Below are 13,353 nucleotides of genomic sequence, written 5' to 3'. Positions count from 1 at the left end.
AATTTTGCCAAAGATAGTTATTGTAGCAGAATGATACAATTAATTATCCGTCCTAAATGGCGAAGCCGGCAAGCCTTCCGCATTGATTAAATTTGCGCCCTCGGGATTATCCGCCCAGCCATAGCGAACGTACATCGGTTCTAAAATTTCATCACTCCAAACCACGACCGTATTCCGTTCAATTATCGCTTTTGCCCACACGAATTTCTTGTCTTTCCCGGCGATCGCAAATTGCATCAATTCGTCTTCGTCTGTTTTATTAATGGAGAGCCCGCTTCCTGTTTCTCGGAAACGAATGCGGATGCGGTTTTCCTCGATTTGGTTGGATTCATAGATGGGTCCGGATGAAACGATGTTCTCTCCGTAGGCTAATTTGCGGGCAGCTAGTGCAAGCCGTTCGCCTATGGGTTTTTTGGCCAAAGGATGAATGTCATTCCACTCGCCTAGATCCAAAGTCACCGCCATGCCACTGCGCGGAATCGATAAACTCTTTAATTGTCCATCGCGCAGAACGGCCATATTACTTTCTGCTGGTAGCATCGTCCGGTCTTGGAAGCCGGGTAATTGCACGTATAAAAAGGGAATATCAGGCTGCTGAAATTGCGTCCGCCAGTCTTTGGCTAAAGCCGGTAATAGCTGTTGATACACCTCCGGTTTCCAGACATTGGTTTCGCCTTGGTACCAAACGAATCCCTTTAAGGAATACGAGGTAAAAGGGGCAATCATGGCGTTGTACAAAGCGGTAGGAGTGAAATTAGAGGGAGCGGGCTTCTCCACTATTGGAGGGAATACTTCGCCTACCTTGTAATTCCAGTCCCCTTGCAAATCGACTGTTTGGTCTCCCACAATCAGTTCGTATGGCTTATCCGGCACGAAGCCACCTTTACCGGCCGTGTTGGTGACGCGAATAACGATCAGGTTTTTACCAGCTTTTAGGAGACCACTTTTGACGTTATATCTGCGGGGCGGATATTGGTAGGTGATATTTCCCACTTGCTCTCCGTTTACAAATACCTGGTCAGCATCGACGATACGGCCCATAAATAGTTTGGCAGGCAAACCCGCTAATGAAGAAGGAATCTCGATTTCTCTTCTGAACCAAACCACGCCGTTCAAATCTCGTAAACCCTGATCTTCCCAAAAACCAGGGATCGAAAAGCGCTTCCAACCTTTAGGAACATACGCAGGATTTGCCCACTTTTCAGATAAGCCGCGGTCTGTGGATTTTCTAGGTGCAGCCGGCGCCGAGCTCGTTCGCGTGGTGTCTTTCACATAAGCCGGAAACTCTTTTAATCCCGCTTCGCTGATCCAAGATTCGATGGTAGTTCCACCCACACTTGAATTAATGATCCCGATGGGTACCTGGTATTTTGCATACAAATCACGCGCAAAGAAATACGAAACCGCACCCATTTGTAGTACGTTTTCTGGGGTAACCGGAAGCCAGGAACTAGCTGGCAAATCGGTGCGAACATCTACCTTGGAGATGGCCGTGGGAATGAAGAAGTTTCGAATCTGTGAGTTGTTCGCGGAGGCAATATCAGCTGGGTATTTCTCCTTCACGCGCTCCATATTGATGACCATATTGGATTGTCCAGCGCATAGCCACACATCCCCGAAAAGGACATCTTTCACCGACTTTTCATTGATCGTAATTTCATAAGGTCCACCAGCAGGGGTTGCTGGTAAGGTACAAGCCCAGTTTCCTTGAGCATCCGCTAACGTGCGCAGTTTTTTCCCCTTAAAGCTTACGTTTACTTTCTCGCCTGGACTCGCCCAGCCCCAAATTTTCACCGGCATATCGCGTTGCAGCACCATCCCGTTGCTGACTAAAGACGGGAGTTTAACCTCTGAAAAAGCTGCGAAGCTGAGTAGTAGGAAGAAGATTTTTTTCATAGAGGTATAGTTCGTAATGCTAAGATAAGGATTTCTGCATTTTAGGATGACCTGCCCTGATAATTCCGCTTAACCTATTGTAATTCAGCGAAATTCTGTATTCCTTGTGTGCAAATCTAAACCTATGAAAAAATTAGCCCTTTTATCTTTGGCGGGGATGCTGACGCTTGCTGTTTTGGCCTCCTTTCACTCTACCTCTTCTCGTATTACTTCAGTAGATACATTGAAAATTCCGGATGGGGTAGACCCGAATGATGAGAACTGGAAAGGGATTGATTTAGCGCCCAAAGCTCCGGTGCAACCCTTAACCATCGATGAACAGTTGAAGAAGTTTTTGCTACCTTCCGGCTATCAAATGCAGCCGGTTTTAGCGGAGCCACAGATTCAGCAGCCTGCGGAAATTGTGTTTGATGGAAATGGGCGGATGTATGTTTTGGAATTGAGATCATATATGTTAGATGCGGATTCCAAAAACGAATTAGAACCCACCAGCCGAATTTCTCGCTGGGAAGACAAAAATAATGACGGGATTTACGAGACGGGAACAGCCTTCGTGGATGGATTAATCTTCCCGCGTTTCGTCTTGCCTTATGGGAAAAACAGCGTATTGACGATGGAGTCTGATCAAGACAATATCTACAAATACACGGACACAAACGGCGACGGCAAGGCCGATAAAAAAGAGTTTTTCACAAACAAATACGGCCGTTCTGGTAACGTCGAACACCAGCAAGCCTTCTTATTTTATGGGATGGACAATTGGCTTTATTCTACGTATAATGCTTTCCGTATCCGCGAAACGCCTAGCGGAATCATCCGCGAAAAAACGGGCGCAAACCGTGCCCAATGGGGAATTACCCAAGACGATGATGGAAAATTATACTTTCAAGGTGGCGCTTCTGGCGTTCCATCCCACTTCCAATTCCCGATTCAATATGGGAACTTCGAAGTACCGAATGAACTTGCTCCTGGTTTCGTAGTCCCTTACGGCGCTGCGGTGAAAGTGTCAGATATGCAAGGCGGAATGGACGAAATTCGCCAGCCTGATGGATCGCTAAATCGCGTAACCGGATCTGCCGGGAATGATATTTTCCGTGGCGATCGTTTGCCTGCCTCATTGCGCGGTCAGCTTTTTTATGGAGAGCCAGTGGCTCGCATTGTCCGCCAAATTAACCCCGTGAAAACGGAGGGTTTGACGACTTTGCATAATGTGTACCAAGATCAAAAATCCGAATTCATTCGCTCAACGGATCCTTTGTTCCGTCCCATCGATATGGCTACCGCTCCGGATGGAACGATGTACATCGTAGATATGTACCACGGGATTATTCAGGAGGGACAATGGACGCCTAAGGGTTCTTACTTGAGGATGAAAATTGAGCAATATAAATTAGATAAAGTGGTGGGCTTGGGACGTATTTGGCGCGTTAGTCATGAGGGCTTCAAGCGAGATACGAAACAACCGCGGATGTACGATGATAAATCGGCTACTTTGGTGACCTATTTAAATCACCCGAATGGCTGGTGGCAAGATATGGCGCAACAAGTTTTGGTGCAGCGCCAAGATAAATCAGTGGTGCCAGCTTTGACGGCGATGGCCTTAAAGGGGACCAATGTGAATGGTCGAATTCACGCCATCTGGACTTTGGAAGGTTTAGGAGCTTTGAAAGTTTCCACGGTCACTCATTTAGCGGGGGATGCAAATCCGCGTATTCGAATCCAAGCATTAAAGGCTTCAGAAACCTTGTACAAAGCCGGCGAAAAAAGGCTAGCGGATTTATACAATAAAGCCTTGAAAGACAAGGATAATGAGGTGGTGATGCAGGCGATATTTACGCAGAAATTTCTGATGGTTCCTAATCATGAATCCTCTATCAAAACGACTTTGGTTTCGAATAAATCGGCAGGAGTGAAGTTAATAGGGGAACAAATTATTACGCCACCTAAATCGCGCAATTTTAATGCACCAGAAATAAGCAAGGAACAGAAAGGAATTTTGGAGCGTGGCGAATTAGTATTCGCAGAATTATGTTCACAGTGTCATGGCAATGATGGAATGGGGAAGTCGATGGGGAATGGGAAATTGTTAGCGCCGGCTTTGGCAGGATCATTCCGTATCCAACAACATCCAGAATATGCGGTTCGCGTTCTATTGCATGGCCTTGAGGGCTCGATTGAGGGTAAAACTTATGCTGGCGGTTTGATGCAACCCATGAAAGAGCAGTCTGATCAGTGGATTTCAGACGTGGTTTCGTATATCCGAAATGGCTTGTCGAACGATGCGTCATTCGTAAGCCCTGCGCAAGTAGCTGCCATTCGGGCGAACACAAACAAGCAGACGGGGATGTATAAATTCGAGTCACTACTGAAGCAAGTACCGGTGGAATTTGTTCCGGACCAAAGCTGGAAATTCTATGCCTCCCACACCGCATCGACTCGCGTAGGGGGAAATGCATCTCCTAAAAGTGCCTTCAATTACGAGGGCTGGTCGACAGGTAAAACGCAGGAAAAAGATATGGTCTTCCAAGTAGAATTCCCAGCGGAATACACCTTCTCAGAATTCCATTTCACCTCTAATTCTGGATTTAAGAAAGGCCAAAGACCGAAGGCCGGGGAAACGCCCGAATTCACTCACACCTATCCACGTAATTTAACCGTGGAGGCCTCGACGAATGGCTCAGATTGGAAGGTAGTGAAAGCGAACGTGAAAGGAACGCAGGGCGATAATATCATCACGTTGCCAGCCACGCGTGCAAAGTTTATGCGATTGAAATTAGCCGAAGGAGTCACGGCAGCCGCGGATGACGTAACTCCTTGGTCGATGCGTTCGATGAAGATTTTTGGATTGAGGTAACCTACTCCACCACAAACTCATACACACCAGCGCCTAGCTCGAAGCTAATTCGATCGGCGTTGGTGTTTGTTTTCACTGCCACATTTACGATTTTGCCCTTAGGTAATTTCACCTGAGCGGAGGTATTCGCCGGTATAGAGAAACGATAAGTTGTTTTATTTCCCTGTTTCGACCACTCGCTTTTGATATTACCGTACATGGTTTCTAGGTGGCCTTTGGCAAATGTAATGTTACCCGTAGGATCCGGAGTAGGCTGCAATATGAAATGCTTGTATCCTGGAGATGTTTCGTCACGCTGAATTCCAAGCGAATGCGTATACATCCACGCTGCCACTGCCCCGAACGAATAGTGGTTAAAGGAGTTCATGCTGTTGTTCCCACCGAAGCCGTTTTCGATGGTATACGAGTTCAGTCTTTCCCAAATACTCGTCGCCCCATTTGCCACCGAATACAACCAAGAGGGGTAGGTTTTCGTAGTCAATAGGCCGTAGGCGATGTCGTGTTTGCCATTCGCGGAAAGTGCTTCTGAGATAGAGGCCGTTCCGATGAATCCGGTCATCAAGGAGAAGGGCGGACGAACTTCGCCTTGGTCGTCTTTGTTCGATCTAGTGACGGTTGTAACTAAATGTTCGATCGCTCGTGGTGTATTCTGAGCATTGAATACGTTTAATGCCAAAGGAATCGCATAAGACGCCTGCGTATCCATCAGCTGGCCTTTGTCAGTGGACTCTGTGCTGACACGGTCGTTTGGAGCGCCCATAAAGCCGGTTTTTACACCAGATTTGATGGTTTTATGTGTCGCTTTATCAACGTAAATCGCGTTGAAATCGACTTTTTTGGCTTCGCTTTGGGCCAAATACTGATCTGCCTCTGCCGTTAAACCTAAAACGCGGGCAGCTTTCGAAACAATCGCTAAATCTGCCGCTTGGTAGGCCATCCAGAAGAGGGTATTGTCATTTTTATTGCCCTCCGGACTGAGCCAGTCGCCTAGTGGACCCTCGTTCAAAATGCCATCTTTGACTTTCGAATCGAGGAAAGTCATATAGCGTTTCATCGCGGGATAATGCTCCGCCAGCATCGCCTTATCGCCATATTGTAAATAGGTTTCCCACGGAATCACGATTCCTGCGCTGCCCCACAAGGTTCCGCCAAAACCGCCGCCCATCGGCGCCACATCCGTGAACCGGCCATCGGCACGTTGCACATCACGCATGCCTAGCAAGTGACGGCGCATGAAATTGTTTACCGGTGCCATCATCGTCGCGGTTTTAGAGAAGACATTGATGTCCCCGCTCCAGCCCATCCGCTCGTTTCTCGCCGGGGTGTCCGTCGGAATTGATAAGAAATTCGAGCGCATCGACCAGGTGATGTTAGACCATAATTTGTTGACCATTGGGTCCGAAGTTTCGTAAGAGGAACTAATGTTTTTTACGGAGGAAAGCACGATTCCGGCTACTTGAGGCAATTCAAGAGCTGTTTCTACTCCCGTAATTTCTACATAGCGGTAGCCGTGGAACGTAAAACGCGGTTGAATATATTCGTCTCCGCCTTTCAAAATGTGGATATCTTGTGCTAAGGCCGCTCGGATATTCTCGAGCATAATCATCCCTTTTTGGCCGGCATATTCCGCTAAATCGGGGTATAAAACTTCGGCAAAACGCATCGTGATGACCTGTCCAGGCTTTCCGTTTTTGATGAAGATTTTAGGAAATCCGACCATGTTTTGGCCCATATCATAGACATAGACGCCTTTTCTAGGTTCATTTATTGATTTCGCCTGCAGCACTTGTTGCACCGTCACACGATCATCGAGGTGATTCACTAACTTCATTCCTTGGTAATCGAGTGCGAAACTTGTTCCCTCTAAGCTGATTTTTGTGGCTGGAGACCAGTTTTTATCATCGAAATGAGTAGATGACCAGCCTGCGATCGCTGCGTTTTTCTGAGCATCATATACTTCACCTTGGAAGAAACTTCCCACGCGGATGGGGCCATCGCTGAATGATTTCCAGGTCGAAGGATTCGTCCGAATGACCTGCTCCGTCCCGTCCGTATAGCGAATTTCGAGTGTGGCTACAAGGGATTGGCGATCACCAAAATAATTCCAATTATCACCACTATAGGTTATATTTCCGCTCCACCAGCCCTCACTTAACCACGCTCCCCAGGCATTTTGGCCTTTGTTTAGCAGCGCCGTCACGTCGAAAACCTGGTAGGTATGCGTCTTATTATATTGGGTTAAACCGGGATTGAAGAACTCGTCACCAACGCGTTTGCCGTTTAAGTATAGTTCATAAATGCCGCGTGCCGTTGCATAAATGCGGGCGCTTTTGATTGTTTTCCCCTTTGCCGAAGCGAATTCTGTGCGCAACATCGGTGCGGCATTGCGACTTGGATTAGCCACACTGAATTTCCCGGAAACGCTAAATGCCTTACCATCAAAAGGGAGCTCTTTCCATAATCCTGGATTTTGAGAAGCCTCAAATAGCGGATTCGAAGGGAGTCTAAAATTTCGAATAATCACATCCGAGAAACGGGCAGAATGTCCAGTTCCAGTGGCAAATCCAATCTCCGAAAGCATGGGGAAACTGATGAAATTATTGCCTAAACCGATGGGGTTAAGGTTCACGCCGGAGGGCGCAAAAATATTCGCATTTTTGTCCGTCGGATTAATCTTGTGTTCCTTGTCTACTTGATCGATGTAAAAATCAAACACCCCAAAATTGCATTCCGCAAACACCGTATGTTTTTGAGATTGATTCGCTGCATTGATGAGAGCTAAAGGAATGGGAAAGCTTTTGAACGGTTGATCTTCCTGGTCTTTTTTATCGTAACCTACCCGGTAAATGTGGAAAGAAGCTTGGCCAGAATCGGTTTTTGTTAGCCCGGAAATATCTAATTCCAGCTTAATATAGGATTGATTAGGACCGCTAGCCACGTCTTGAATATTCAGATTGCGGTTTTGTAATCGCGGGTCATTTGCCCCAAAAACAAAGCTCGCCTTCGTTCCTTGATCGATTTGGACCCCATATTGAAACTTATAGACGGATAAATAGTGCGAATAGAATGTCAGGTCATTGGATCCGATCCATTCCGCTCCTTTCCAAGCATCAAAACCCGGATTCATCAGGCCTGTTTCGAAGTGGGAGTTCTGTGTCGATTTCTTTTTGGCGGAATCCCAAACCTCCAGCGTCCAGCGATACGCCGTTTTCGCTTGTAGGGCTTCTCCAGCATATGGAATGCCTAAGGAGATGTCCGTGCTTTGCTTTTTAGAATCCCAAACTGCGCGTCCACTTTCGTCTTGCACCACAATTCGATAGGCTGATTGTTTTGCATTGCGAGCAGTAGAATTCATCTGCCAAGAAAAGCGGGGATGAGCTTCATCAAGTCCGAGTGGAGCCTTTTGGTATTCTACTTGTAAGTTTTGTAGGGAGAATTGCGCTTGTGCCACAAAAGAAAGCACAAATAGCGCGGATGCAAGGATCGACTTTTTCATATTCAATAGGTTTCATTCGAATGTACGAAAAGAAACCGACGCCGGTGTCCTAGGGGTGAGTAGGACGGCCGAATATTTTTATTACCTTGCCGTATAATAAAACCCCTATGAAAAAATTAACACTCAGCTTCACCCTGTTATTAGTGTTCACACTTAGCGCGTTTGCACAACCGAAAACAGAACTAATTCAAGCCCGTATCATCAATGGAAATTGCAAAGTCAACTATTCTAAAGTGACCACAGACGACGGGAAAGAGCACTTTGAGGTGACTTTGGCCTTTATGAGTACAAGGGATCTTTGGTTTACATTAACCCTAGATACCCCTGAAAAATTCCGCCGATTTAACAATGATTTATTGAATAGAACACGAGAGACGACTAATGAAGACAAGTCAGCTTACTATAGTGAGACGCGCAAAGATTATTATATCTCGAAAGACGAGAAAACGGATAACATCTCTATTATGCTATTAGCGAATCAAGAACGTTGGATTCTTTTTAAAGAAGCAGCGAAGGAATTATCGCTGTATGTAAACACCATTCCGTACGGCGAAATGAAGTAAAAAAATGTTGCAGCGTCCGCAGGACGCTGCAACAAATCAATTATTTTGAAATTTCAACAAAAGCACTTCTGTCATAGTGTAACCATTCTTCGACTTGCTTGCCATCTTTGATCGCATCTACTGCGAAAATGACCATTTTCGTTTGCTTTTCACCTCTTGTGAAGATAAAGGTACTCTTACTCATGACATAGTTTGTATAGCCTTTTTTCTTAGAAGGCTTATCGAATTGATTTTCCCAAACTGGCCCCATCTCGACTTTTAACTTAATGCCTTTTTCTGCCATCGTTTTAAACATGGTCATATTTTCATTAAGACCCATGGAATCTAAATTGTCGTGAAATACGACATCTGGCGCATATGTTGCACGGTAAGCCGCAGAATCACCTGATTCAATCGCACGAATTGCCTTCATCACTAAACCTACGTTAGCGGAAGTATCGATAACAACTCCAGCTAAAACTGCGGAAGGATCAGTTGAAGTGCTTGCAGATGCTGCTCCACCGTCCTCTTTTTTAGAACAAGCGAAAATGCTTCCCGCTAGTACAAATAATAGAATGATTTTTTTCATTTCTTTGGTTTTTAATGGGTGAATAATTTTGCCAAAGAAAGGGGATATTTTATCATACAAAGTCAGTACGTGGGGGCACTTTTGTTCCGTTTACGGATTTGGGAACAAATTTAGCTACGCATCAACCGAATCATAGACCAGTACTTTTTTCCACAAGTGTGCATAATTCTTTACGAAATCGACGTGGATAGGGTGATCTTGGTATACTTTTTGGCCTGCTTCGTCATCGAAGAACATCAATTCTGACACATCCCAGCTCGTATCCACTACTTCGCGTTTTTCGGTGGAAGCTAATGTTCCGATGTGGATTTCCTTGATGGATGGAATGCCTTTTAACGCTTTTAAGCCTTTGATTAATTGCTGCTTATCCTCTTCGGAAGCAGGGTTGTTTAGCCAAAAAAATACGTGGTGTAATAAGGGCTTTTTCGCAGCTGCTTTAGCTGATACACCTGTGCTCGCTAATAAGCCAGCCGAGGCAATAAAGTGTCGTCTTTTCATAGTTCTACGTTTTTGCGTTGAGGCTTTGGATGTCAAAACCCGCTACTTGTTTATATTGATTCATAATTTGAGCTAGTTCTTCGTGCGGAATTTCGTCTTCACTAAAGCCATCAGGGAAACGCTCTTCCATTAAATCCATAATGAAATCGGGTCCTTTTTGGCGATTTTGTAAGACCACTTTTGCCGTGGCAGGTACGCGTTCTTTGTCGTAATTAACGAGTGCTTGAATGATGTCTTTTTCTGCTAATAAAGCTAAGGCCAAAGCGTCCGCATCTAAAATCGCCTGCGATGCGCCATTCGATCCGATGGGGTACATCGGGTGCGCCGCATCTCCTAATAAAGTGACGCGCGAGAAAGACCATTTGTCCAATGGATTTCTATCTGACATGGGGAATTCAAAGATGCCGCCATCTGTTTTTTCTATCATCTTCGGCACATCAATCCAGTCAAATTTCCAGTCTTTGTAAAGCGCTAATAAGGGCCCTTTTTCTACTTTGCGATTCCAATCGCGCACGGTGATTTTTGCCCCATCCGGCTCGCGAACGTTTGCTACCCAGTTGATGACTTGGTTCCCCTCTGCGTCCGGTTCGCCTATGGGATAGATGACCATTTTCTGCTTGTTGGACCCAATCATAGCCATGGAAGAGCCTGATTTATAAGGCTTTATCTTAGCCGTTCCACGGTATAGGATATTGCCTGAAAACACGACTCCTCCCTCGTTGGGGTATAATTTTTGACGCAAAACGGAATTGATTCCGTCGGCACCTAACAAGATATCTCCCTCTTCTTCCGCTATGATCTGCCCCGTTTCCTTGTTGATAAATGTGGCCGTGATTTTGTCCCCCTTTTCTTCAAAAGAATGTAAATGGCAATTCGTTTTCAAGTTCTCCGCACCGATGGTTTTTAGGGTTTCTTCCCAAAGCATTACTTGGAATTTCCCGCGGTGAATCGAAAACTGTGGCCAGCGATATCCGGCAAATTTTCCCCGCGGTTCTGACCAGAAAAACTGCCCAAAACGGTTCGCATAAATTAATTCTTTAGTCTCGACCGCAATGGCTGAGACTTTGGGTAACAATCCAATATTTGTCAAAACGCGCACGGCATGAGGTAACAAATTAATTCCTACTCCAAGCGGTTTTACCTCCCCTACAGATTCGAAAACCTTCACTTCAAACCCGGCCTGGTGCAAACGCATCGCGGTCACTAAACCTCCAATTCCACCACCAGCGATGATTATTTTCATAGGGGCAAGTTTTGTAATAAATCCACTAAATGAGCTACGCTGGCTAGCGGTTGTCCGTTATAGATGGAGGCTCTAAATCCTCCTTTGGTAGGAAAACCTTTAATTCCCACTATGTCATTTTGCTCTAAAAACAAGTTAATCTTCTGATCCATTTCAGGCGATTGACTCGTAAAGCAAGCGTTCATCACCGAGCGATCTTCCGTAGCCACGATGCCTTTCAGCAGCGGGTTTCGGTCGATTTCGTTGTAAATCAGGGCTGATTTTTGCTGACTCAAACGTTGTATTTCCGCTAGTCCACCTCGTTTATCAATATACCGAAGCATTAATAGCGCCACATAAACCGGATAAGTCGGGATGGTATGGTAAAGTGAATTTTCTGCGATGTGCGTATGATAATCAAATATCTTAGGAACCTTGCGGCTATTTTTCTCCGGTAAAACGGCCTTATTCACCAGTACACAGGTAATCCCCGCAATCCCAAAATTCTTCTGCGCAGACGCGAAAATCACCCCAAATTTCTCCATCGGTAAGGGTCTCGACAAGAAATCAGAGGTCATATCTGCGACTAAAGGAACATCGACTTCCGGAAAATCGTGGTATTGCGTTCCGTCGATGGTTTCATTCGAAACGACGTGTAAATAACGTGCACCTTGAACGTCTGTGATTTTAGGGATTCGGTCAAAGTTCGTGTCTTTCGAAGAAGCTAAAAAGAAGGCATTGGCCTCATTCGCTGCCGCCTCGATTGCACGTCCCGCCCAAAATCCCGTGTCTACAAATGCAATCTTATCCTGGGGTTCTGTCAGATTCATCGGTGCCACGGTCAGCTGACTAGATGCCCCTCCGGGTAACCAAAGCACAGCCCAATCATCCGAAAGGCGATAGAGTTTTTTCACGAGCGCATTTGCCTCGTCTAATAAATCCGTGAAAATGGGTGAACGATGGCTTATTTCAGCGATAGAAACGCCCATCGAGTTATAGTCCAAAAGACCAGCCGCTGCCTCTTGAATAACCTCCAAGGGAAGTGTCGCAGGGCCAGGAAAGAAATTGTGTTTGCGCATTACGAAATAGTTTTGGAACTAATTTTTAGGGTAATAATTCCGGCGAGTAAAGACGGTAAAGCAAAGAATAAGAAGCTATCTGCCATGCCTAAACCTAGACCCACTAAAATGCCACCTAAGATAGGGCCTAAAATACCGCCCAAACGACCCATACCGATGGCCCAACCAATACCGGTTGAACGAATGGCGGTCGGATACATTCTTGCAGCCACCGCATACAAGCCTACGAAGCTACCTTGCACCCCGAAGCCGAGGAAAAACAAGACCACGAGGATCAAATTAGATCCAGAAAACTGCCCAAAAATCTCCAGCAAAACCGCCGTAATTAATAACAACACTCCAATCGATTTTTTCAATCCAAAACGGGTGGAAAAATAACCTTGTATCGGAATACCCACGATGGCTCCCAGATTAAAGATGGTACCTGAATAAATGGCTAATTCCATCGATAGGCCGGCATTAGAGGCTAATTTCGGAATCCAGTTCATCAAGAAATACAGGGTAGTAAAGGAAAGGAACAAGGCACTCCAAAGCTGCCAGGTACTCCACTTAAAATCAGGTGTAAATAGTGCGCTAATTTTAGCGTCTTCTGGCTTGGCTTTGGCCTTAAATTCATCCGATTCTTTCAGGAAGAAAAACAAGATAGGGATTACTAAAAAAGTCGCCATACCCGCTAATTCAAATAAGTGCTCCCAGCCGCTTTCCGCGATAATTTTCGCGGAAGAAATGCCGGTTAACACAGCACCTACGGGATAACCCGCCACCACAGAACTCACCCAAAAATCGCGCGTGGATGCAGGTGCATATTCCGCTGTAATTGCCGCCGTACTCGCCATCATCGTTCCGATTCCCAGCCCACTGATAAAGCGGTAGATCATTAAAATGTTTACATCTGTCGCATAGGAAGTTAAATAAATGCACGATCCCATAATCACAGCAGCCAGAATCATCAACGGCTTCCGCCCAAAACGATCCGCCAACGGAGCTAAAAAAATCGCCCCCACCGTCATACCGACGAGGCCGGAACTAAACACAATCCCCAAATTCGCTGGGGAAATACTCCAAGCTTTCGCTATCGCCGGAGCCGTATATGAAATGATCAGCACATCCATGCCATCGAGCATGTTGCACAGAAAACAGATCAAAATTATCAGGACTTGTATCGCTTTCATAAGGA

General features: G+C 45.8%; 9 protein-coding genes. 2 read left to right on the top strand and 7 right to left on the bottom strand.

Annotated elements, in window-relative coordinates; translation table 11 throughout:
- Window positions 1–39 precede the first annotated feature (39 nt).
- Window positions 40–1,896 (bottom strand): sialate O-acetylesterase, encoded by a 1,857-nt coding sequence (locus SKC37_RS06925; RefSeq protein WP_377980776.1) that lies wholly within the window; start codon window positions 1,894–1,896, stop codon window positions 40–42.
- Between the two features lie 124 nt (window positions 1,897–2,020).
- Here SKC37_RS06925 and SKC37_RS06920 point away from each other — a divergent pair, with 124 nt between their 5' ends.
- On the top strand, window positions 2,021–4,750 hold the full coding sequence (locus SKC37_RS06920) for a DUF7133 domain-containing protein (protein ID WP_377980775.1): 2,730 nt from the start codon (window positions 2,021–2,023) through the stop codon (window positions 4,748–4,750).
- Window position 4,751: 1 nt separating this feature from the next.
- On the opposite strand, the gene SKC37_RS06915 is transcribed toward SKC37_RS06920, so the two are convergent.
- Window positions 4,752–8,246 carry a family 78 glycoside hydrolase catalytic domain gene (locus tag SKC37_RS06915; RefSeq protein ID WP_377980774.1) on the bottom strand — a complete coding sequence of 1,165 codons (3,495 nt, stop codon included), beginning with the start codon at window positions 8,244–8,246 and terminating at the stop codon, window positions 4,752–4,754.
- Between the two features lie 107 nt (window positions 8,247–8,353).
- Here SKC37_RS06915 and SKC37_RS06910 point away from each other — a divergent pair, with 107 nt between their 5' ends.
- Window positions 8,354–8,809, top strand: a complete 456-nt coding sequence (locus SKC37_RS06910; RefSeq protein ID WP_377980773.1) for a hypothetical protein — start codon at window positions 8,354–8,356, stop codon at window positions 8,807–8,809.
- A 40-nt stretch (window positions 8,810–8,849) separates the two neighbouring features.
- On the opposite strand, the gene SKC37_RS06905 is transcribed toward SKC37_RS06910, so the two are convergent.
- The 5 genes from SKC37_RS06905 to SKC37_RS06885 form a co-directional block, all read right to left on the bottom strand.
- On the bottom strand, window positions 8,850–9,377 hold the full coding sequence (locus SKC37_RS06905; RefSeq protein ID WP_377980772.1) for a nuclear transport factor 2 family protein: 528 nt from the start codon (window positions 9,375–9,377) through the stop codon (window positions 8,850–8,852).
- A gap of 114 nt (window positions 9,378–9,491) precedes the next feature.
- Window positions 9,492–9,875: a Dabb family protein gene (locus SKC37_RS06900; protein ID WP_377980771.1), complete on the bottom strand. Its 384-nt coding sequence runs from the start codon at window positions 9,873–9,875 to the stop codon at window positions 9,492–9,494.
- A 4-nt stretch (window positions 9,876–9,879) separates the two neighbouring features.
- The gene (locus tag SKC37_RS06895; protein WP_377980770.1) at window positions 9,880–11,118 is read right to left on the bottom strand and encodes a flavin-dependent oxidoreductase; all 1,239 of its coding nucleotides are present in this window, start codon (window positions 11,116–11,118) and stop codon (window positions 9,880–9,882) included.
- Complete coding sequence (gene serC, locus SKC37_RS06890; RefSeq protein WP_377980769.1) at window positions 11,115–12,176, bottom strand: 3-phosphoserine/phosphohydroxythreonine transaminase; 1,062 nt, start codon at window positions 12,174–12,176, stop codon at window positions 11,115–11,117. Before serC ends, SKC37_RS06895 begins: the two co-directional genes overlap by 4 nt.
- The gene (locus SKC37_RS06885) at window positions 12,176–13,348 is read right to left on the bottom strand and encodes an MFS transporter (RefSeq protein WP_377980768.1); all 1,173 of its coding nucleotides are present in this window, start codon (window positions 13,346–13,348) and stop codon (window positions 12,176–12,178) included. Before SKC37_RS06885 ends, serC begins: the two co-directional genes overlap by 1 nt.
- Window positions 13,349–13,353: the final 5 nt, after the last annotated feature.

This window comes from Aquirufa esocilacus (assembly GCF_042715595.1).
Taxonomy (GTDB): Bacteria; Bacteroidota; Bacteroidia; order Cytophagales; family Spirosomataceae; genus Aquirufa; species Aquirufa esocilacus.
Note: the sequence above shows the minus strand (reverse complement) of the source record. Positions and strands in the feature narration are given on the sequence as shown.